Origin of the sequence: Peteryoungia algae, assembly GCF_030369675.1 — a bacterium.
In the GTDB taxonomy this organism is placed as follows: Bacteria; Pseudomonadota; Alphaproteobacteria; order Rhizobiales; family Rhizobiaceae; genus Allorhizobium; species Allorhizobium algae.
Genome location: NZ_CP128477.1, coordinates 2,828,594 through 2,849,365 on the forward strand (window position 1 = coordinate 2,828,594; position 20,772 = coordinate 2,849,365).

Annotated in this window: 23 protein-coding genes and 1 pseudogene; 10 read left to right on the top strand and 14 right to left on the bottom strand. The window is 62.5% G+C overall.

What is annotated here, in order from left to right:
- Positions 1–798 carry a lysophospholipid acyltransferase family protein gene (locus QTL56_RS13440; RefSeq protein ID WP_245137438.1) on the top strand — a complete coding sequence of 266 codons (798 nt, stop codon included), beginning with the start codon at positions 1–3 and terminating at the stop codon, positions 796–798.
- An 11-nt stretch (positions 799–809) separates the two neighbouring features.
- Here QTL56_RS13440 and QTL56_RS13445 read toward each other — a convergent pair whose 3' ends face one another.
- A complete protein-coding gene (locus QTL56_RS13445) occupies positions 810–1,343 on the bottom strand; it encodes a gamma-glutamylcyclotransferase (RefSeq protein WP_229575028.1) in 534 nt (177 codons plus the stop codon).
- Positions 1,344–1,391: 48 nt separating this feature from the next.
- Between QTL56_RS13445 and QTL56_RS13450 the strand changes: the two genes are divergently transcribed.
- Positions 1,392–2,402 carry a DUF2125 domain-containing protein gene (locus tag QTL56_RS13450; protein ID WP_245137437.1) on the top strand — a complete coding sequence of 337 codons (1,011 nt, stop codon included), beginning with the start codon at positions 1,392–1,394 and terminating at the stop codon, positions 2,400–2,402.
- A gap of 15 nt (positions 2,403–2,417) precedes the next feature.
- Here QTL56_RS13450 and QTL56_RS13455 read toward each other — a convergent pair.
- The 3 genes and pseudogenes from QTL56_RS13455 to QTL56_RS13465 form a co-directional block, all read right to left on the bottom strand.
- A pseudogene (locus tag QTL56_RS13455) lies at positions 2,418–3,365 on the bottom strand (prephenate/arogenate dehydrogenase family protein); the annotation flags it as partial.
- Positions 3,341–4,444 (bottom strand): histidinol-phosphate transaminase, encoded by a 1,104-nt coding sequence (gene hisC, locus QTL56_RS13460; protein WP_245137436.1) that lies wholly within the window; start codon positions 4,442–4,444, stop codon positions 3,341–3,343. The gene hisC and the pseudogene QTL56_RS13455, both read right to left, overlap by 25 nt.
- A 134-nt stretch (positions 4,445–4,578) precedes the next feature.
- The gene (locus tag QTL56_RS13465) at positions 4,579–5,331 is read right to left on the bottom strand and encodes a class I SAM-dependent methyltransferase (protein ID WP_229575031.1); all 753 of its coding nucleotides are present in this window, start codon (positions 5,329–5,331) and stop codon (positions 4,579–4,581) included.
- A 91-nt stretch (positions 5,332–5,422) separates the two neighbouring features.
- On the opposite strand from QTL56_RS13465, the gene gloB reads away from it, so the two are divergent.
- Together gloB and QTL56_RS13475 are read left to right on the top strand one after the other, a co-directional pair.
- Positions 5,423–6,193, top strand: a complete 771-nt coding sequence (gloB, locus tag QTL56_RS13470; protein ID WP_245137435.1) for a hydroxyacylglutathione hydrolase — start codon at positions 5,423–5,425, stop codon at positions 6,191–6,193.
- The gene (locus QTL56_RS13475; RefSeq protein WP_245137434.1) at positions 6,193–6,615 is read left to right on the top strand and encodes a cupin domain-containing protein; all 423 of its coding nucleotides are present in this window, start codon (positions 6,193–6,195) and stop codon (positions 6,613–6,615) included. Before gloB ends, QTL56_RS13475 begins: the two co-directional genes overlap by 1 nt.
- Before the next feature lie 9 nt (positions 6,616–6,624).
- Here the strand turns inward: QTL56_RS13475 and QTL56_RS13480 are convergent, their stop codons facing one another.
- From QTL56_RS13480 to QTL56_RS13490, 3 genes are read right to left on the bottom strand one after another with little or no spacing between them, the layout of a single operon-like run.
- Positions 6,625–7,266, bottom strand: coding sequence for a lysoplasmalogenase family protein (locus QTL56_RS13480; RefSeq protein WP_245137433.1), 642 nt, complete (start codon positions 7,264–7,266; stop codon positions 6,625–6,627).
- Positions 7,267–7,277: 11 nt separating this feature from the next.
- Positions 7,278–8,156, bottom strand: a complete 879-nt coding sequence (yddG, locus tag QTL56_RS13485; protein ID WP_229575035.1) for an aromatic amino acid exporter YddG — start codon at positions 8,154–8,156, stop codon at positions 7,278–7,280.
- 35 nt (positions 8,157–8,191) lie between these two features.
- Positions 8,192–8,914 (bottom strand): DUF3108 domain-containing protein, encoded by a 723-nt coding sequence (locus QTL56_RS13490; RefSeq protein ID WP_370660362.1) that lies wholly within the window; start codon positions 8,912–8,914, stop codon positions 8,192–8,194.
- A gap of 285 nt (positions 8,915–9,199) precedes the next feature.
- On the opposite strand from QTL56_RS13490, the gene rpmB reads away from it, so the two are divergent.
- Together rpmB and QTL56_RS13500 are read left to right on the top strand one after the other, a co-directional pair.
- Positions 9,200–9,490, top strand: a complete 291-nt coding sequence (gene rpmB, locus QTL56_RS13495; protein WP_229575036.1) for a 50S ribosomal protein L28 — start codon at positions 9,200–9,202, stop codon at positions 9,488–9,490.
- 151 nt (positions 9,491–9,641) lie between these two features.
- Positions 9,642–10,280, top strand: coding sequence for a queuosine precursor transporter (locus QTL56_RS13500; RefSeq protein WP_245137432.1), 639 nt, complete (start codon positions 9,642–9,644; stop codon positions 10,278–10,280).
- A 72-nt stretch (positions 10,281–10,352) separates the two neighbouring features.
- Here the strand turns inward: QTL56_RS13500 and QTL56_RS13505 are convergent, their stop codons facing one another.
- Genes QTL56_RS13505 through QTL56_RS13520 form a run of 4 tightly spaced genes read right to left on the bottom strand, consistent with a single transcriptional unit; the run spans position 10,353 to position 14,954 of the window.
- Positions 10,353–11,399 carry an esterase-like activity of phytase family protein gene (locus tag QTL56_RS13505; RefSeq protein WP_245137431.1) on the bottom strand — a complete coding sequence of 349 codons (1,047 nt, stop codon included), beginning with the start codon at positions 11,397–11,399 and terminating at the stop codon, positions 10,353–10,355.
- On the bottom strand, positions 11,368–13,263 hold the full coding sequence (gene cobT, locus QTL56_RS13510; RefSeq protein WP_229575039.1) for a cobaltochelatase subunit CobT: 1,896 nt from the start codon (positions 13,261–13,263) through the stop codon (positions 11,368–11,370). The genes QTL56_RS13505 and cobT overlap by 32 nt, the downstream gene beginning before the upstream one ends.
- Before the next feature lie 12 nt (positions 13,264–13,275).
- Complete coding sequence (gene cobS, locus QTL56_RS13515) at positions 13,276–14,268, bottom strand: cobaltochelatase subunit CobS (RefSeq protein WP_229575040.1); 993 nt, start codon at positions 14,266–14,268, stop codon at positions 13,276–13,278.
- A gap of 59 nt (positions 14,269–14,327) precedes the next feature.
- Positions 14,328–14,954: a J domain-containing protein gene (locus QTL56_RS13520; RefSeq protein ID WP_229575041.1), complete on the bottom strand. Its 627-nt coding sequence runs from the start codon at positions 14,952–14,954 to the stop codon at positions 14,328–14,330.
- Positions 14,955–15,056: 102 nt separating this feature from the next.
- Here QTL56_RS13520 and QTL56_RS13525 point away from each other — a divergent pair, with 102 nt between their 5' ends.
- A complete protein-coding gene (locus QTL56_RS13525) occupies positions 15,057–15,338 on the top strand; it encodes a BolA family protein (protein WP_229575042.1) in 282 nt (93 codons plus the stop codon).
- Positions 15,339–15,350: 12 nt separating this feature from the next.
- Here the strand turns inward: QTL56_RS13525 and QTL56_RS13530 are convergent, their stop codons facing one another.
- From QTL56_RS13530 to QTL56_RS13540, 3 genes are read right to left on the bottom strand one after another with little or no spacing between them, the layout of a single operon-like run.
- A complete protein-coding gene (locus tag QTL56_RS13530) occupies positions 15,351–16,655 on the bottom strand; it encodes an HlyC/CorC family transporter (protein ID WP_245137430.1) in 1,305 nt (434 codons plus the stop codon).
- Entirely contained in the window at positions 16,652–17,779 is a 1,128-nt protein-coding gene (gene aroB, locus QTL56_RS13535; RefSeq protein ID WP_245137429.1) for a 3-dehydroquinate synthase, read from the bottom strand. Before aroB ends, QTL56_RS13530 begins: the two co-directional genes overlap by 4 nt.
- Positions 17,776–18,366: a shikimate kinase gene (locus tag QTL56_RS13540; protein ID WP_229575045.1), complete on the bottom strand. Its 591-nt coding sequence runs from the start codon at positions 18,364–18,366 to the stop codon at positions 17,776–17,778. The genes aroB and QTL56_RS13540 overlap by 4 nt, the downstream gene beginning before the upstream one ends.
- Positions 18,367–18,510: 144 nt before the next feature.
- On the opposite strand from QTL56_RS13540, the gene QTL56_RS13545 reads away from it, so the two are divergent.
- The 3 genes from QTL56_RS13545 to QTL56_RS13555 all read left to right on the top strand — a co-directional run bounded on the left by QTL56_RS13545 (position 18,511) and on the right by QTL56_RS13555 (position 20,634).
- Complete coding sequence (locus QTL56_RS13545) at positions 18,511–18,663, top strand: hypothetical protein (protein ID WP_229575046.1); 153 nt, start codon at positions 18,511–18,513, stop codon at positions 18,661–18,663.
- Between the two features lie 12 nt (positions 18,664–18,675).
- Positions 18,676–19,617: a site-specific tyrosine recombinase XerD gene (xerD, locus tag QTL56_RS13550; protein ID WP_245137428.1), complete on the top strand. Its 942-nt coding sequence runs from the start codon at positions 18,676–18,678 to the stop codon at positions 19,615–19,617.
- Between the two features lie 63 nt (positions 19,618–19,680).
- A complete protein-coding gene (locus QTL56_RS13555; RefSeq protein WP_229575048.1) occupies positions 19,681–20,634 on the top strand; it encodes an acetyl-CoA carboxylase carboxyltransferase subunit alpha in 954 nt (317 codons plus the stop codon).
- Positions 20,635–20,772: the final 138 nt, after the last annotated feature.

Sequence of the window (20,772 nt, forward strand, 5' to 3'; positions counted from 1 at the left end):
ATGATCCAACTGCGTTCAATCCTCTTCAACATCGCCTTCTATGCAAATCTGATCCTCAGGATGATCGTGCTGTCGCCGATCTATTTCCTGCTGCCGCGCAAGAAGGCCTTCTTTGTGCCGAAGGACTGGGCGCGCTCCAACCACTGGCTGATGGAGAAGATCGTTGGCACGACCTTCACTGTGGAGGGTCTGGAAAACATCCCGAAAAGCGGTGGCTATATTCTCGCCCCGAAACATCAGTCTTTCTGGGACACCTATGCGCTGCTGCCCTGGCTGGATGACCCGGTCTATATTCTTAAGCGCGAACTGATGTGGATCCCGATCTTCGGCTGGTATGTGGCCAAACAGCGCATGATCCCGGTCAATCGCGGCGCCAAGGGCAAGGTGATGGCGCAGGTGATCGAGCGCACCAAGCTGGAAATGGCGAACGGCCGTCAGCTGATTATCTATCCCGAAGGTACACGGCGCCCGCCGGGTGCAGCGCCGGACTACAAATATGGCATCGCGCGCCTCTACCGGGACATCAACGTGCCGGTCGTGCCCGTCGCCATGCATCCCGGCCTGTTCTGGCCGCGCCGCAAGTTCTTGCGCTTTCCGGGACATTTCGTCGTGCGCATCCTGCCACCGATCGAGCCGGGTCTCGACCCCGACGTTTTCCATGAGACCCTGATGCAGCGACTGGAGGCGGCAAGCGACGAATTGCTGGTGAAGACGGCGAAGGAGAACCCTGATCTGCCGCTGCCGCCAACCGCCGTCAACAGGCTGAAGGAACTCGGAGCGCGCCAGACGCATTCCTAGGAAGAAGACGATCAGTCTCCGGACGGATCCGGGACGATCGCCGATGCCACGCTTTCGAGCCAGTGGTCGCGAATCCCGAGTTCTCGCAGATGCGCGACCGTATTGGCGACGTAGACCGGATTGGGACCGGACCGGCCCACAGCGCCCTCGACGATGCGGGCCGCCGCCTCGACGGTGATGGCGCCTGCATACTGCGGATGGGCACGGTCGATGACATAGGTCAGGGCGCGGATCTCGCGTCCATCGGCGACACGGGTGCGGACATGGCGTTCGAGATAGACACTGGTGACCAGCTCGCGTTCACGCAGATAGTCCACCGTGGACTGCCAGTCGGAAGGCGCCACGCGAAAGGCGACACCCTTGCAGGAACCACCCCGGTCGAGCCCGAGCACGAGACCCGGGCGCTCTTGCGTCCCGCGATGGACATAGGACCGGACACAGAGCGCACGGCGATAGCCGCCGAGATGGGCAAGCACCCGCTCTTGATAGGGGAAGCCCGGATTCCACATCAGCGAGCCGTAGCCAAAGACCCAAAATTCGTCCATATCGCACGCCAATCCAAGTCACAGCAGTGATCGCAACGAGGAGCAACCATGGCCATGTCGACCGCGCCGGAAAGCCCGATCAGCCGAAAGGTCGTCCGGCTCGGGGTTTTGATCGTCCTCGTCATCGCTGTCTATAGCGTCGGGTGGTATTTCGCTGCAGAATTCCTGAAGAATCGCATTCTCACCTTCTTCGGCGGCGGAAATCCGGCAGGCGTCACCGCATCCTGTGAAGACGCGACGATGGGCGGCTATCCCTTCCGCTTCCGTCTGAATTGCTCGCGGCTCACCGTCGACGATCACTTCCAGGGCGTCGCGGCCTCCTTCGGCCCGGTGCGGGCAGCAGCCCAGATCTACAATCCGGGCCACATCGTCTGGGAGATGGATGCACCGGCCGAGATCCGCTCCGCGCTTGGCTTCAATACGGCACTCGATTGGACCAACATGCAGTCGAGCTTCCGCATCGGCCTTTCCGGCCTGTCGCGCAGCTCGCTGATGCTGGAGGGGCTGAACGCGACGGTGACTTCGACAGCCTCCAGTCTGGCTCTGCAGGTGACAGCGCCCAGCGCCCAGTCGCACGTACGCCAGAACGAGGGCAACCTCGACTATGCGACACTGGTGCGCGATATGGTCGTGTCCGTCGGTGGGGAAAAGATCGCACTGCCGCCGATCTCGACAAGCCTCGATGCGACGCTTGCCGACAAGGGGGGCCTGCTCGACCCGCGGGTGGCGCAGGACCAGCGGCTCTACGGTACCCGGGGCGAGATCCGCCGGATGGTCGTCGATCTCGGCGAAGGCCGGGTGCTGACCCTGAGCGGCCCCTTCGAAGTCGGCGAGGACGGGCTGATTTCCGGGCGCATCAAGGTCGAAGTCGAACAGGTCCGTGCCTGGCGCAATGCCATGAAAACGGCCTATCCGGCAGAGGCCGACATGATCGACAATGTCGCCAACGTGCTTCGGGCCCTCGCGTTCGGCCGTGACAACAGCGAGGCCGAGATCACCATCCAGAACGGCGTGGCCGCCCTCGGTTTCATCCCGCTCGGACAGATCCCGCCGCTCTGAGGCCGCGGGACTGGCTCACTTGTCCAGCGAGTGGCGGCCGAAGTCTGGCACGTCGACGTCCTGGCCAGCCTGGACGATCGAGCGGCGGATGGTGCGGGTCCGCGAGAACAGCTCGAACAGCTTGTCGCCCTCGCCCCAGCGGATCGCCCGCTGCAGATAGGCGAGATCTTCCGAAAAGCGCGCCAGCATTTCGAGGATGGCATCCCTGTTGTGCAGGCACACATCCCGCCACATGGTCGGATCGGAAGCGGCAAGACGCGTGAAGTCGCGGAAACCGGACGCCGAATATTTGATGACTTCCGATTCCGTCACCGTCTCCAGATCATCGGCCGTACCGACGATGTTGTAGGCAATGATGTGCGGCAGGTGCGAGACAATGGCGAGCACCTTGTCGTGGTGGTGCGGGTCCATCTCGTCACACATCGATCCCAGTGCTTCCCAGAAGCCGCGCAGGCGGGCGAGCGCCTGGCCATCGGTGCCCTCGAGCGGTGTGAAGATGCACCAGCGGCCCTTGAAGAGACCCGCAAAACCGGCGTCCGGGCCGGACTTTTCCGTCCCCGCCAGCGGGTGGCCGGGAATGAAATGCACGCCGTCTGGCATGTGCGGCGCCATCTGCGCGATAACGGACGCCTTGGTCGAGCCGACATCGGTGACGATGGCACCGGCCTTCAGGTGCGGCGCAATCTGTTTGGCGACGGCTTCCGAGGCGCCGACGGGCACGGACACGATGACAAGATCGGCGTCCCTGACCGCCTCGGCTGCGGAGGCGTTGTAAGCCGTGCCGAGCTCCAGCTCTTCCGCCCGGCTCAGCGTCTCGGCGCTGCGGGTCGAGATGACGACCTCGTTCGCCAGACCGAGCCTCTTGACGTCGCGGGCGATCGACGAGCCGATGAGGCCGATACCGATCAGGGCGATGCGGTCGAACAGGATTTCAGACATCACGTGCGTTCCATGAATTCTGTGAGGGCGGCGATCACACCGATATTGGCCTCTTCGCTGCCGATCGTCATGCGGAGTGCATCTGGAAAACCATAGGACGAGACGGCGCGCAAGACGAAGCCGCGTTCTGTCAGGAAGCGATCGGCATCTGCGGCCCGCTTCCCGTCCCGATCGGGGAAGTGGATCAGAAGAAAATTGGTGACCGAAGGCGTGACGTCGAGGCCGAGCGCGGTGAGTGCCTCGGAGACGCGTGCGCGCCAGACCTCGTTGTGCTCGACGGCCTTTGCCACATGCGCCTGGTCGCGCATGGCGGCGGCACCGGCGAGGAGCGCCGGCGTGTTGATGTTGAACGGCCCACGCACCCGGTTCATCGCATCGATGATGTCGGCAGCTCCAAAGATCCAACCGATGCGCAGAGCCGCAAGCCCGTAGACCTTGGCGAAGGTCCGGGTCATCACGACGTTGCGGTTGGCAGAGACGAGTTCCACTCCGGCCTCGTAGTCATTGCGGCGGACATATTCGGCATAGGCTGCGTCAAGTACCAGGACCACATGCGATGGCAGGGCCGCATGCAGCCGCTTGATGTCGGCATAGGGCACATAGGTGCCGGTCGGATTGCCGGGATTGGTGAGGAACACGATCTTCGTGCGCTCGGTAACGGCGGCCAGGATCGCATCGACATCGACGCGCCGATCGTTTTCCTTGACCGTCACCGGTGTTCCACCGGCCGCCAGGATCTGGATCCGGTAGAGCAGGAATCCATGCTCCGTGATGATGCCCTCGTCGCCCGGTCCAAGATAGATATTGGCAAGCAGGGCAAGCAATTCACCCGAACCATTGCCGCAGAGGATGTTGGCCGGGTTCAGGCCATGGACCTCGGCGATCGCATCCCGGAGCATACGGGCCTGACCGTCGGGATAGATCTCGAGCGTTTCGGCAGCGATGCGGAAGGCATCCATGGCCTTCGGGCTCGGGCCGACAGGCGTTTCATTGGACGACAGCTTGAAGACGCGCGCAACGCCGCCCGCATGGTCCTTGCCAGGAACATAAGCGGCGATTTCCATGACCCCCGGACGGGGTACCGGCTTTATCGAGGCGTTCATGAGGCTCATTCCCGGCCGTCGGGCGGCAAGAGGCCACCCCTTCACTTGGGGCTTGGGATTACTTCGGAACGCAGCGTTTGTCGAGGCAGGCGAGCGCCGCAGCCTCTCGCGGTGACGAATGCAATGACAAAGGATCAGACCAGAGGCAGCCGGTTGCGCGTCGTCGGCACACCCTGCGGCGCGAGAACGGGGGCGAAGACACGGCGCGAGGCACGCGAGGCGACCGGAAGCCCCTGATAGAGCCTTTTCTGAGCCTCGACCACGATGACACCGGAAAAGGCAGGCCAGAGCACGCTGCCGAGACGCTCGAAACCGCGCCGAAGTCTCAAGATCGCCCGGATTTTCGACGGCGGGAAAAACAAGGCCTCCGCCGAGGCGCCGGGCGTGAAATTGGTTTCGCGCATGAGCGAGGTGAGCTGCCCGCGCGAATAGGGACGGCCCGAGCCGAAGGGCGTATGCTCCATGCGGGCCCAGACGCCGCGACGATTGGGCACGACGATGACCAGGCGCCCGCCCGGCGCCAGCACCCGCCAGACCTCCTTCAGCGTCTCGCGCGGGTTCTCGGCAAATTCCAGCGAATGGACCATCAGCACGCGGTCGACGGAACTGTCCGGCAGCGGCAGCTCCTCATCGAAGACCAGCGCCGTGGCCGAGGGTTCGCCGACCGGCCAGTTCACCGCGCCCTGCCCCGCCGGCATGAAGGCCATCGTGCGCTCGGTATCGGCACGGAAGCGATCGAGAAACGGACTGCAGTAGCCGAGGCCGACCAGCCGCTCCTGCGGCAGCCGTGCCCAGACCGACGACAACGCCTGCGCAATCGACTGCTCCGCAACCCGGCCGAGCATCGTATAATAAAACTGCCTTAGATCGACGATATCGACATGCATGAACTTATTGTTAGCAGCCCATCATTGGACTTCAAGACGTGAGCAGGTACATTCGCTGCAAAGAGGTGGGACATAAAAAAGCGGGTCGACAATGAAATCTCTGCAGATTGAAGTTTTCATCTGCCGAAGTGACAACTTCGGCGTACTTCTTCATTGCCCCGAGACGGGTGAGACGGCCTCGATCGACGCCCCGGAATTCGATCCGATCGTCAAGGCAGCCGAAAAACACGGCTGGACGATCACCCATATCTTCACCACGCATCATCATGGCGACCATGTCGAAGCCAATTTGGCGCTGAAGGAAAAATACGGCTGCGAGATCATCGGCCCGCGCAACGAGGCTGCTGCGATCCCCGGTATCGACCGAACCGTCGGCGATGGCGACGAGTTCACCTTCGGCAAGCGACCGGTGCGCGTGATCGAGACGCCGGGCCACACGGCAGGCCACATCTGCTTTCACCTGCCCGACGACATGCTGCTCTTTGCTGCCGATACGCTGTTTGCGCTCGGATGCGGGCGGCTTTTCGAACGCTCGGCGCTCGACATGTGGCACTCGCTGCAGAAGCTCGCCGCACTGCCAGACGAAACGATCGTCTATTTCGGCCATGAATACACGCTCTCGAATGCACGTTTTGCGGTGACCATCGATCCGGAAAACACCCGGCTGAGATCCCGCGCAGAACTGATCGAGATGCAGCGCAAGCGCGGCGATTTCACCGTTCCGACGACGATCGGCCTCGAGAAGGAGACCAACCCCTTCCTGCGCGCCGGCGACCCGGATGTGCGCAGGACGCTCGGCATGGAAGACGCGACAAACGACGAGGTCTTCGCCGATATCCGCAAGCGCAAGGACACGTTTTGATGCAGCCAGCTGACATCATCGAAACCCTCGGCATGCAGCGCCATCCCGAGGGGGGCTGGTATGTGGAAACCTGGCGCGACGCAAATGGCGGACCGCGGGGGCATTCGACGGCGATCTACTACCTCCTTCAGGCCGGCGAGCGATCGCACTGGCACAAGGTGAAGGATGCGGCCGAGGCCTGGCACTACTATGCCGGTGCGCCGCTCGCACTTCATCGCTCGAAGGATGGGGTCACACAGGAAACCGTGGTGCTTGGCCTGGACTTTGCCGCAGGTCAGCGCCCCCAGGCGATCATCGCGGCGGATGAATGGCAGTCCGCCGAGAGTCTGGGCGCCTTCACCCTCGTCGGCTGCACGGTCGCACCCGGCTTCGACTTCTCCGTCTTCGAAATGGCCCCGCCTGGATGGGCCCCTGGCCCCTAGTTTCTCCGGTCAGTAGATGGACAGCGTAAGCGTCAGGACCACTTGCGCCGCATAATAGGTCACCCAGACAATATAGGCAGCGACACCATCCATCGGATGGTCGGGTCCGAACCAGTATTTCCGCATCGTCAGGATGAGATCGGACAGCATGAAGAGGCTGGCGCCGACGAAGACGAGCGGGTTCTGGAGACCAAGGGTCAGCCAGACAAACGCCATGAAAAGCAGGATATAGAGGCCAATCGGAAGCGCAAGCCGCCCGGCCGGTTTCCAGATGCGCACGAGGACGCCGAGTGTGAGGACAGCGATGAGGCCGCCTGCAACGACGCGCCAGAGCGCAGCGAAAGCGATCGACGGATCGGCGATGGAAATCAGAAGCAGGACATAGGCAACATGTGCGAGCAGGAAGGCTGCGACACCGCCGATAAAGGCACGTTCACCGTCGAAGGCAAGCGATAGATCGCCAAGCGCCCCGAGTGCCAGCGCGGCCACCAGCAAGGGTGGGGCGTCGATCGCAAAGGCGTAGAGCGCGAGCAGAAGGACCGGCAGCGTCTTCCACACGGCCCGCAAGACGGTCTTGTCCCGCGGCAGGATCCAGAGATAGCCACTGCCGAGCGCGATCGAGAGCCAGAGAATACTGGTCGCACTTGCCATTCAGCCCTCCGTCAGGTTGCCCGTTCCCTTTTCCGGAAGACCATATCGCGAGCGGCAAGCATGGCGCCACCGGTGATCAGCAGGCAGGCCAGGCCAATATTGACACTGAGTTCGCCGAAACCGGACAGGATCAGGATCAGCGTGGAAAAGAGCGGCGCGGCATAGCTGGATGCGCCGAGGATCTGGATGTCGCCGTTCTTCACGCCATAGTCCCAGACATAGAAGGCCAGTCCGACGGGAAAGAGGCCAAGCCCGACCACGGCGGCCCATTGTGCCAGATCATCCGGCCAGACGGTGGTTTCGAGGACGAGATGGCAAGCGAGGGAGAGGAGGGATGTGGCCAGGCACAAGCCGGTCACCACGTCCGTGGAGACCTTCTCGAACTTGCGGCTGATGAGCGAATAGGCGGCCCAGGTGAAGGCGCAGAGAAAGGCGGTGAAATAGCCGAGGCTATAGGCCGGATCAAAGGCAAAGCCGTTCTTGCCGACGATCAGCGCGGTGCCGACAAGACCGCAGAGCGCTCCGACAATGTGGTGCCAGCCGAGCTTTTCGCCCGGCAGGAATGCCGAGCCGACGACGATCAGGAGCGGCCAGAGATAGGCAATAAGCCCGGCCTCGACGGCCGGCGCGTTCCGAAGCGCAGTAAAATAGAAGAAATGATAGCCGAAGAGGCCACCGACGCCGGCGAGCCAGACCTTCGGCGACTGGCGAAGTCCCTTCAGGCGCGCAGGCTGGGCGATGAAGAGCAGAATGCCCGGCAGGCTGCCGATGGCAAAAGTGATGGCCGAAAGCTGGAAGGGCGGCATGGTGCCGGAGGCAGCCGTCATGAGGGCGAGGAAGGACCACATCAGGATCGCCGTGAACCCGATGAGCGTTGCCTTGGTCTTCATGAAGTCTCCCTGAGGCGGGGCTCGCCCGCTGCACTCTAGCCGTCGAATTTCTCTGCGGTCACATGCACCGTCCCGTAACGCGTCGGGATCTTCGCATAGACGGGAGCATATAGCTTCAGCGTCGCCGTCTTGGCAAACCAGATCTCCATGCCGGTGACCGACTTCAGGTATTCGATGTCCTTGCGTCCCTTGCGATAGCCGGACTTCGGCACATAGCGGACCGAGCAGACGATCGCCTCACCCTTCGCGCTACCGGCCGTAAACCTGGACAAGCGGTTCGGTGACAGGACGAGATCCATGCGGCTCTCTCCGTCATAGACCGGCAGGGTCTGCCCGCAGACATCCGCATCGCCGGGGATCAGCAGTGCCCCGATCGGATCCAGCACCGCCTTGAGGTCGGAGGCCTTCACAGGCACCCAGGAGCCCGGCTTGGGGCGCTCGGGCTTGACGCGGGTCTCCACGACATTGCCGCCTGAAAACAGGACTTCATAGGTGCTCGCCCGCTTCCCACTCTTGTAATCCAGCGCATAACGCCGGGGCAGCATTCGCCCACCGATCATCGTACCGCTGACCGTGCTTTTGGCGGCGACCTCGCGGACAATGTCGACGAGCCCGGAAGAGTGGAACTGGCCGGAAATCGTGTAGCGATCGGAGACCACTTCCGTCTGGAAAGTCATGCGCGCAATGGGCAGGATGCCCAGCGCCACGCTGTAGCTGGTGTGGTATCGATAATCTTCGGCACCGGCGCCCGCAGGCATCAGGGCGAGGAAGGCAAGGGAAAGGCCGATGAAACGCAAGGCGCCATCTCCATTTGGGGGGGGGCAGAGCCGGAATGCCGGCGCAATCGAGCATGCATACTTGCCACGGACTGTGGCAAGAAAATATCCGAGAGATCGACCGGAGCCGGAAAATCCAAGGTTTGGCTTGACGCGCCGGTTCTCACTGACTATAGAACCGCAACTTTCCAATCAGACGCTGTTGGATTGCCTCGCCGGCATTTGGCCGGAAGCGATGCGATAGCCTAGAAAAACAATAGGTGTACCATGTCCCGCAGTTGCGAATTGACCGGCAAGGGCGTCCAGTCGGGCAACAATGTAAGCCACGCGAACAACAAGACCAGGCGCCGGTTCCTGCCGAACCTGTGCGACGTCACGTTGATCTCGGATGCTCTGAACCAGCGCTTCCGCCTGCGCGTTTCGGCTGCCGCCCTGCGCACCGTCGAACATCGCGGTGGCCTCGACGCATTCCTGCTCAAGGCTTCCGAAACCGATCTGAGCATGCGCGCTCGTCTGCTGCGTCGCCAGATCGTCAAGAAGACAGCTGAAGCCGCGTAATTACGCCATTCGGCCAGATTTTCGAAAGGCTTGACCGGATCGCCGGGCAAGCCTTTTCGTTTTGGGTGAACATGCACGGCAGAAAGCCCGGCACGCGCACCAGACCAACATCCCTGTCCCTCCAACTGGTGGCATCACCCAGGATAAAAAAATGCTGAACAAGCGCTATTTCATTTTCTACAGCCTGCTGATGACGGCCGTCGTGGTCGCCTCGAACTTCCTCGTCCAGCACCCGGTCAACGGTGTCCTGGCCGGCATCAATCTCGCCGATCTCCTGACCTTCGGCGCTTTCACCTATCCCATCGCATTTCTCGTCACCGACCTGACCAACCGTCAGTTCGGACCGCAGGCGGCACGCCGCGTGGTCCTCGTTGGCTTCATCGCCGGCGTTCTCCTGTCGATCCTGCTCGCCACGCCGCGCATTGCGGTTGCCTCGGGCACAGCTTTCCTGGTCGGCCAGTTGCTCGACATTTCGGTCTTCAACAGGCTTCGCCAGAAGTCCTGGTGGAAGGCGCCGCTGATGGGTTCGCTGATCGGTTCCGTGCTCGACACGGTCATCTTCTTCTCGCTCTCCTTCGCGCCGGCCTTCGGCTTCATCGGGCCGAACGACGAATTCGCCATCGCTGCGGCCCCGATCCTCGGCGTCATGGCTTCGGAAGCACCGCGCTGGATCTCCTGGGCGATCGCCGACTTCGGCGTGAAGATGCTGATCGGCGTGATCATGCTCCTGCCCTATGGCGCCCTGATGAGCGTCGTGCGCCCCATGCCGACGGCTTCGCGCCCGACCTGACGCGAGCACGAGCAACGCAATGACACAGCCCCGGGAGACCGGGGCTGTTTTCATTTGTGAAATACGACGAAATCAGTCCTGTGGCGCGAGCCGGAACTCGAGCATGAGCGTGCGCTGCAGGATCGAATGGTTGTCGTCGGAGACGACGATCAGCCGGACGGATCCATCGGGCTCGGGGAGGACGTCGAGGCCTTCCATATTGTCGATCTGCGACCGGTAATTCGCCTCGAACAGGATCTCCCCGTCGACCACCGCGTCCGGGAGAATGCTGGCCGCCTCGATCCGCCGCAGGCGCATGCCGACACCGGTGGCGATCGAGAAGCGGCGCTCGAGGAGAAGAAGATCCCCGTCAGGCAGGTAGGCCGCGTCGGTAATCTCGAAGTCGTCGCGCGGCCGCACACGAAACTGACCGGCCCGTGGCCCGCCGAGGATGGCCGCGTAGATATTGCCGTTCTCGTCGAAACTCTTTTCCGTAATCGCCACCAGGGCACCCTCGATCGGGCTGCCCTTGGGCGCGATCACGAGAGATTCGAACCCGCCATTGCTATGAAGGATGTCGAGGTCGAAGGGGAAAGCGAGCGGGGCAGACGGCAAAGCCTTGCCGAGATCGGCAAGAGGCGCATAGGTCACCACGCGATGCCGCTGCTCGAAGCCGACAAAGGCGCGGTCGCCATCCAGCGCAAGACTTTCGGCATCGACCAGGAACTTGCTCGCGCTTTCTCCCCCTGAAGCATCGAGAAGCGGCGCAAGGCGGACGGCTTCGAGCCCCGAGATACGGCCCTCGGCATTGCGTTGCAGACGGCCCTCGATCCAGTAGCCGGTGTCGAAGACCCCGAGGAAGGATTGCGCGTCGCGGAAGCGGATCGACGAAAACGCACCGAAGAGCGGCTCGGACGACGAAAGTTCGACACCACCTACGAAGGTGAGCCCCGGCGACAGCGTCGGGTTGCCTCCAAGCTCGGTGATCACGTCACCTTCGACCGTGATGGGAAGCATCTCGCCGGGCGGGATGATGGCGGGCGTGCACGATGCGAGTGCGACAAGGACCGACAGGGCACATACACCACCCAGCATCCGTGCGGATCGCTCAGGCACGCAGGCGCGCCCGGCCTGAGCCACCGGAGGGTTTTTCCTCGAAGAGCGAGGCGAGCTGCTCCGTCATCGCGCCGGCCAGTTCATCGGCATCGACGATCGTGACGGCGCGGCGATAATACCGGGTGACGTCATGGCCGATACCGATCGCCAGCAGTTCGACCGGAGACTTCGTCTCGATCTGTTCGATCACGGCGCGCAGATGCCGCTCGAGATAATTGCCGGGGTTCACCGACAGCGTCGAATCATCGACCGGCGCACCATCGGAGATCATCATCAGGATCTTGCGCTGTTCGCGCCGACCGATCAGACGATTATGCGCCCACATCAATGCTTCGCCGTCGATATTCTCCTTGAGCAGGCCCTCGCGCATCATCAGCCCGAGATTGCGGCGCGACCGGCGCCAGGGGGCGTCAGCGGACTTGTAGATGATGTGGCGCAGGTCGTTGAGGCGTCCCGGCGCCGATGGCTTGCCGCCCGCCAGCCACTTTTCTCTGGACTGACCGCCCTTCCAGGCCTTGGTTGTAAAGCCGAGGATCTCGACCTTGACGCCGCAGCGCTCTAGCGTCCGCGCCAGAATATCGGCGCAGGAGGCGGCAACCGTGATCGGGCGACCGCGCATCGAGCCGGAATTGTCGATGACCAGCGTCACGACGGTGTCGCGGAACTTGGTGTCCTTCTCCTTCTTGAAGGAGAGCGGCTGCATCGGGTCGATGATCAGGCGCGTCAGGCGTGCCGGGTCGAGGTACCCCTCCTCGAGGTCGAAGTCCCAGGAGCGGTTCTGCTGCGCCATCAGGCGGCGCTGCAACCGGTTGGCAAGCCGGCCGACGGCACCCTGGAGATGCGCGAGCTGCTTGTCGAGGAAGGCGCGTAGCCGCTCAAGCTCGGCCTCGTCGCAGAGCTCCTCTGCCGTAATTTCCTCGTCGAAATCCTGGGTGAAGATCTTGTAGTCGACCTTCTCGTTGAAATCATCGAACGGGGTCGCCGGTCGGCGCATCTCGCCAGGCGTCTCGCTGTCGTCGTCGCCCTCGTCCGACATTTCCTCTTCGGAGATCTCGGCGCCGTCCATCTCGCCATCGTCGAGCTGCTCCTGCGACGCTTCGCTCTCCTCCGCAGGCGCGGACTCCTGGCCTGCCTCTTCCTCGGCGCTTTCCTGGTCCTGCTCGCCGCTGCGCGGCTGCTCCTCGTCGGTGGACTGATCGTCTTCCCCCTGCTCCTCGTCATCACCGACGTCCTCGGCCATTTCCATGGACGACAGCATGTGGCGGATCACGCGGGAGAAGGCCTGCTGGTCTTCGATGACGGTGGAGAGATTGTCGAGGTCGGCGCCAGCCTTGTCCTCGATGAAGGGACGCCAGAGATCGAGCACCTTGCCTGCCGATTCAGGAGCCTTCTTCCCGGTCAGCTTTTCACGCACCAGCATGGCGACCGCTTCGCCGATCGGCGCGTCTTCCTGGCGGCTGATGGTCGAGAAATTCGCCTTGGCATATTTCTCGGTGTTCATAGACTGAATGTTGGAGGCGACGCCCGGCATGCGCAACGAACCGAGCGATTCCACGCGTGCTTGCTCGACCGCATCGAAGATGGCGCGCGCATCGGCACCCTGCGGCGCCATGCTGGCATGGACCTTCTGGTCGTGACAGGCGAGGCGTAGCGCCATCGAGTCACCGAGACCACGGGTCACGGCCAGTTCATGCGCGGTCGGACGCTTGGAGATTTCCGGCAGGCGGATGCGCTCGCCGGCGAGGCCCGGACGATCATTGGCGAAGGCGACCTCGACCTGCGGATCACCCGCGATCGACCGCACGCAACCGGTGATGGCACGGCGCAGCGGCTCGGTGTCCACTCCGCCGGTGGCCTTGGCCTTCGAATTGTCGCCGCGCCCTGCCATGCTTCTCAGTCCTTATGCGCCGAGTACGATATTGGCCGCACTTTCCTTGAGTTCCACGCCGAAGGCGCGCTGATACTGTTCAGCCACCAGCGTTCGCTCGAGCTCGTCGCACTTGTTGAGGAAGGTGACGCGGAACGCAAAGGCGACATCGCCGAAGATCTCGGCGTTTTCCGCCCAGGTGATGACGGTACGCGGGCTCATCACGGTCGAAAGATCGCCGTTGACGAAGGCGGCGCGCGTCAGATCCGCAAGGCGGACCATACGCGAGACGGTGTCGCGACCCTCGGCGGTCGAACCGAAGCTCTTGACCTTGGCCGAGACGATATCGACTTCCTTGTCATGTGGCAGATAGTTCAGCGTTGTGACGATGGACCAGCGGTCCATCTGCGCCTGGTTGATCTGCTGCGTACCGTGATAGAGGCCGGTCGTGTCGCCGAGGCCGACCGTGTTGGCGGTCGCAAAGATGCGGAAGGCGGGATGCGGACGGATGACGCGGCTCTGGTCGAGAAGCGTCAGGCGGCCCGAGCTTTCCAGCACGCGCTGGATGACGAACATGACATCAGGGCGGCCGGCATCGTATTCGTCGAAGACCAGTGCCACATTGTGCTGGTAGGCCCAGGGCAGGATGCCGTCCTTGAATTCGGTGATCTGCTTGCCGTCCTTGAGGACGATGGCGTCCTTGCCGACGAGATCGATACGGCTGACATGGCTGTCGAGATTGACGCGCACGCAGGGCCAGTTGAGACGGGCAGCGACCTGCTCGATATGCGTCGACTTGCCGGTGCCGTGGAAGCCGGAGACCATGACGCGGCGATTGTGCGCGAAACCGGCGAGAATGGCGAGCGTGGTTTCCCGGTCGAAAAGATAGTCCGGATCGAGGTCCGGTACATAGGCATCGCCCTTGGAATAGGCCGGGACGCGGATGTCGCTGTCGATACCAAACACCTCGCGCACCGACACAGTGGTGTCGGGGAGATTGGTAATATCAAGATCAATTTTGCTCATCGTTTCTCCATGCCGGGCGCCACCGACCGGCCGCATCTCATCGCTGCTGTGTGTTCGGACTAACAGAAACCGGCCTGCTTTAACAATTTGTAGGCTTCAATGACAGCGCGAAAACGCTCTTCGGAAGCCCTGTCTCCGCCATTTGCGTCAGGATGGTGTTTTTTTACAAGCTCCTTGTAGCGGGTCTTGATATCGGTCGGCGTGGAGCTGACGGTAAGACCGAGTGTATCCAGTGCCTTTGCCTCCAGCGTCTTGAGTTTGCGGTCCGAGGACTGGTACCGGGAGGCCCCGCCGCGCCCCTGCTGAACGAAGCCGAAGGGATCCTTCATGCGCGCCTGTGACGCAGCCGATCCCGACCGCATGGTCGATTGCAGCGGGCTTGCCTTCGCCGCCTTGTTGACGCCGACGGTCCAGGTTGGGCGATGTCCGGTGATCGCCTCCTTCTGATAACGCGCAATCTCGGTGTCGGAGAGACCGGAGAAGTAGTTGTAGCCCTTGTTGTAATCCTTGACGTGTTCGAAGCAGAACAGGAAGAACTGGCCTTCGGCATGGCGCCCCACCGGCGCACGATGAGCCCCCGGCTTGTCGCAGCCGTCCCATTGGCACACAGGATTGGATGGCTCGGGCTCTGCCTCCCGCTTGCGCCGGGTGCGGATCCCATCAAAGTATTTCGAGTCGAGTTTCATCCGGTAATTATGGGGCGTCGGCAGGGAGCGGACAAGAATTGACAAACCGGTTTGTTGCGCGCTTTGTGGGGCTTTTTGCGAAGCAGCAGGAAGAGGCAGACCATGTCGGTGAAGAGCCGGATCGAGACCCGTCTCAACGAGGCCTTCGGCCCGGAGCGGCTCGTCGTGATCGACGAGAGCCACCATCATGCAGGTCACCAGCCTGATATTACCGGCACCGGCGAGACCCATATGCGGGTCCGCATCGTCGCCGAAGCCTTTTCGGGCATGACCCGGCTTGCACGCCACCGTGCGATCACCGATGTGCTGAAGCCGGAATTGGATGCCGGCCTTCATGCGCTCGCAATCGAGCCGGCAGCCCCTGGAGAGGCGACGCGCTGGTAGTAGGCTCGCCCCTCAGGCCTCCGGCACGGCGGCATCTATCGGACGGATGCGCAGCCGGGTTATGCGATTCTTCTCGCGCTTCAGCACGATGAAGCGTTTGCCATAGAAGGTGAAGGCCTGCCGCTCCTCCGGGATCGACTTCGATTCGTGAATGACGAGACCGGCGATCGTCGTCGCCTCTTCATCCGGCAGCAGCCAGTCCATGGCGCGATTGAGGTCGCGGATCGGCACCCCCCCGTCAACGACGATCGAGCCGTCGCTGTCCTGCCGCACGCCCTGGATCTCCAGATCGTGCTCGTCCGAGATGTCCCCGACGATCTCCTCCAGGATGTCTTCGAGCGTCACGACGCCCTGGACCTCGCCATATTCATCGACCACGACGGCGAAATGCGTCTTGCGGCGGAGGAAGGCGTTGAGCTGATCCTTGAGATTGGTGGTGTCTGGCACGAACCAGGGCTTCTGGGCGATCTTGACGATGTCGATGTCCTGCGGCTCGACATGTGGCTCGGCCAGCGCCCGGATCAGGTCCTTGGCATGGATGACGCCGATGATGTTGTCGGTGGCGCCGCGCCACACCGGCATGCGGGTATAGGGGCTTTCAAGAATGTTGCGGATCGCCACTTCCGGCGGCTCGTCGGCATTGACGGCCCGCATCGCGGTACGGTGGATCATGATGTCGGAGACTTCGAGCTCGCCGAGATCGAGAACCCCGCCGAGACGGTCGCGGTCAGCCTTGATCACGGATCCTTCGCGATGGAGCAGCGCCACGGCGCCGCGCAGCTCCTCATGCGCCGAAAGCATCGACGCTTCCCCGGAGATCGACACGCCGAACATGCCAAGCATTTTGCGAACGAGCCAGTTGACGAGGCTGGAAAGCGGACCGACGACGGCAACGAAGGGCCGGACCAGGGGCGCAACGACGAGGGCAAAGCGCTCTGGCGCAGAAATGGCCCAGCTCTTCGGCAGGACCTCCGAGAAGATGACGAGCAGAACGGTCATCAGGAGCGTGGCGATTGCAACGCCGGAATCGCCGAAAAGCCCGAGAAACAGGCTGGTTGTCAGCGACGAGGCGAGGATGTTGACGAGGTTGTTGCCGATCAGCAGCGCTCCGATCAACCGGTCGCGCCGTTCGATCAGGATATTCACCACGCCCGCACGATCGTCGCCGTTGACCTCCAGGCTGTGCATGCGGGCGCGTGACGTGGCGGTCAGCGCCGTCTCAGAGCCGGAAAAGAAGCCCGAACAGCAGATCAACAGAAAGATGGCGAGCAGTGTGAGCCAGTATTCGCCGAGAATGGCCAGGATTTGCTGGATCATGATGGGCGCATCTCCTCGATGAAACGCTGAACTTCGGAGGTCGGCACGTCATCGGCGACAAAGGACTGGCCGAGACCGCGGGTGAGGATGAAGGTCAGCTTGCCGCTCTTGACCTTCTTGTCCTGGGCGATGGCGTCCATCAGCACGTCTGTCGGCGGCAGTTCGCCGGGGATCTGATCCATGCGCGTTGGGAGGCCGACGGCCTTCAGATGTGCCTCGACGCGATCCGCGAGATCGGGACTGACAAGGTTCATGCGCGCCGAGAACCGATGCGCCAGCACCATCCCGATGGAGACACCTTCGCCATGCACAAGTCGGCTGCTGTCGTACTGGGTCGCGGCCTCCAAAGCGTGACCGAATGTATGGCCAAGATTGAGAAGGGCGCGACGACCGTTCTCCCGTTCGTCGGCGGCGACCACATCGGCCTTGGCCTGACAGGAGACGGCGATTGCTTCGATGCGGGCGGATCCGCCGGCGAAGACCTCGCGCCAGTTCGTCTCGAGCCAGTCGAAAAAGTCGGGCTTGTCGATAAGTCCATACTTGGCGACTTCCGCGTAACCGGCGCGAAACTCGCGCTCCGACAGCGTGTCGAGCACATCGGTATCGGCAAGCACGAGATCCGGCTGGTTGAAGATGCCGATCAGGTTCTTGCCCTGTCGGGCATTGATGCCGGTCTTGCCGCCGACCGAGCTGTCGACCTGCGAGAGCAGCGAGGTCGGGATCTGCACGAAGCGGACACCCCGGCGCACGATGCCGGCGGCGAAGCCGGTGAGGTCGCCGATCACGCCGCCGCCAAGCGCGATGACGGTATCATTGCGCTCGATGCGGGCCTCGAGCAGCACGTCGCAGACAGTGGTAAGATGGTCGAAGCTCTTGGTCTTCTCGCCGGCCGGCAGTGTCACCGAGACGGCTTCGATGCCGTCGGTCTGCAGGCTGTCCATCAGACCGTCGAGGTAGCGCGATCCGACATTCTCGTCGGTGACGATGGCGGCACGGCGGCCCTTGATGCGGGTCGAGATCTCGCCGCCGGCGCGAGCCATGAGACCAGGGCCGATCAGGATGTCATAGGAGCGCTCGCCCAGCGGCACATGCACCAGGCGTTCCGATGTCTCGAGCTTCGTCATAACGTCTTGTCCTTGCCGATGTAGTCGATCACCGAGGTCAGAACCTCATTGGCGATGACTTCCTTGCGTACGTCGCGCGAATGGACGGTGATATCCGCAAGCGCATAGATCGGATAGCGCTTGTCCATCAGGTCCTTCAATGTCTGCTTCGGGTTTTCCGTCTTGAGCAGCGGCCGATGATCACGCTTGTTCACCCGCTCCCAGAGCACGTCGAGGTCTGCATTGAGCCAAACGGACAGCCCGCCGCGCTCGATCTGCTTGCGCGTCTTCTCGTTGACGAAGGCGCCGCCGCCCGTGGAAACGACGCGCGGACCGGTGCGCAGCAGGCGCTTGATGACCCTTGTCTCGAGGGCGCGAAACTCGTCCTCGCCATAGGCCGCAAACAGCTCGCTGATGGTCATCCGGGAGACCCGCTCGATTTCGGTATCGGTATCGACAAAGGACAGGCCGAGTTGCTGCGCCACGATACGGCCGATCGCCGACTTGCCCGCACCCATGAGGCCGACGAGAACGAGATTGCGTTTGCCGAGCGCCGCCTTGGCGCGCTCGCCCAGACTGGGAGCAAGGTTGAGGATCGTATCGGTCATCGGCCTGTTCACGACTGTTTCATGACCTATTGACATATAGGAGGCTAGCGTCAAGCCATGGCTGCATTTCCGCAAGGCCTGTCCCGGCCTTGGTAAACTCCATGTTTCGACCTATTTATTCAAACGACTGGCCGAGGACCGACCATGCCCACACTGTTTCGCTTCCTGTTCATTTGCGGGACCATCGTCGGGCTGGTCTATCTGACAATGTGGTCGTTCGCGGTCTTCGTCGAACCGCGGGAGCGGGATGTGACGGTGCGCATCCCATCCGAGCGGATCAATCCGGTCGATCAATAGCAGGAACCCAGGATGTCGGATCTGAGCCAAGCCCGCGTCGAAGCCTTCCTGGAAATGCTGAGCGCGGAGCGCGGGGCAGCCGAAAATACGCTCATCTCCTATGAACGCGATCTGGACGACCTTTCCGACTTTCTTTCCGGCAGAAAGGTAAGCCTCGGCGCAGCGACGCGAGAGGACCTGTCCGCCTATCTTTCCGATCTGGCAAGACGCGGCTTCCAGCCGACCTCGCAGGCCAGACGCCTGTCGGCCATGCGCCAGTTCTACAAGTTTCTTTACGCCGAGGGGCTGCGCAGCGATGATCCCACCGCCATCCTCGATGCGCCCAGGAAGCCACGGTCCCTGCCCAAGGTGCTGTCGGTCGAGGACGTGACGGGACTGCTGTCGCTTGCCGAGCAGGAGGCAAGCCCGGAGGGACCCGAGCAGCCGGCACGCATCCGGCGGCTTGTCCTTCTCGAGCTGCTCTACGCCACGGGCATGCGCGTCAGCGAACTGGTGTCGCTGCCGGTCAAGGTTCTCACGCAGGAGGGCCGCTTCCTGCTGGTGCGCGGCAAGGGCAACAAGGAAAGGCTGGTGCCGCTGTCGCGAACGGCAATCGAGGCCTTGGCACGATACGGCAAAATACGGGGCGCCGATCCGGCACAGGCAGACAGTCCCTTCCTCTTCCCGGCACACAGCAAGGAAGGTTATCTTCCGCGCCAGGTTTTCGCCCGCGAGCTGAAGGACCTGGCCGTCCGAGCCGGTTTATCAGCGGATGTCGTGTCCCCGCACGTGCTTCGCCACGCTTTTGCGAGCCACCTGCTCGGCAATGGCGCGGACCTGCGCGCCGTGCAGGAATTGCTCGGTCACAGCGACATTTCAACGACACAAATCTACACGCATGTGCTCGATGAGCGCCTGCAGCAACTGGTGCATACGCACCACCCCCTTGCAAAACAGGCCAAAAACCCCGATTAGGACCGGCAAAGCCGGTTCCCTGCGGGCGGCGAGCGCCAGGAACGAACGATCGGAACGGAGTTCATGCACAACTATCTCGACTTCGAAAAGCCCATCTCCGACCTCGAGGCCAAGATCCGCGACCTGAAAAAGATCGCGGAAGAGGACGAGAGCATCGACACCTCGGAAGAGATCAGCCGGCTGGAAAGCCGCGTCGAAGAGGCGATGGTGGAGATTTATTCGAAGCTCAACGCCTGGCAGAAGACGCAGGTCGCGCGCCATCCGCAGCGTCCGCATTTCGTCGACTATGCCGAAGCGCTGTTTACCGACTTCACCCCGCTGGCCGGCGACCGCAAGTTCGCCGAAGATGCCGCCATCCAGGCCGGCCTCGCCCGCTTCCGCGGCCAGCCGGTCGCCGTGATCGGCCAGGAAAAGGGCCACGACACCAAGTCGCGCATCAAGCACAATTTCGGCAGCCCGCGTCCGGAAGGCTATCGCAAGGCAATCCGCGTCATGGAAATGGCCGACCGTTTCGGCCTGCCTGTGATCACGCTCATCGACACGGCCGGTGCCTATCCGGGCGTCGGCGCGGAAGAACGCGGCCAGGCGGAAGCGATTGCCCGCTCCACCGAGACGTGCCTCGGCCTGAAGGTGCCGATGGTCTCGGTCGTGATCGGCGAAGGCGGTTCGGGCGGCGCGATTGCGATCGCGACCGGCAACCGCGTCTATATGCTGGAACACGCGATCTACTCGGTCATCTCGCCGGAAGGTGCAGCATCGATCCTCTGGCGCGATTCCACCCGCGCCAAGGAAGCCGCCACCAACATGAAGATTACGGCAGAGGACCTGAAGGGTCTCGGCATCATCGACGCGATCATACCGGAGCCCGTCGGCGGCGCGCATCGTGCCCCGGACCGGGTGATCGGCATGACCGGCGACGTGATCGCCAGCGCACTGGCGGAACTCACGCCCCTGCCGGGTGACAAGCTGCGCTCCGATCGCCGCAAGAAGTTCCTGGATATCGGCCGGAATCTCTGAGGCTTCCGCGCGTTTCTGTTGCCGTTTGCCATCACTCCGCCGCTTTGAAGGACTAGCGGCGGGATGCGAATGGCGAAATCGGCCGTCATTGGTTTATAATTTGTGAAGAAAGCAGTTCTAGACTACGCCTGACCGGCT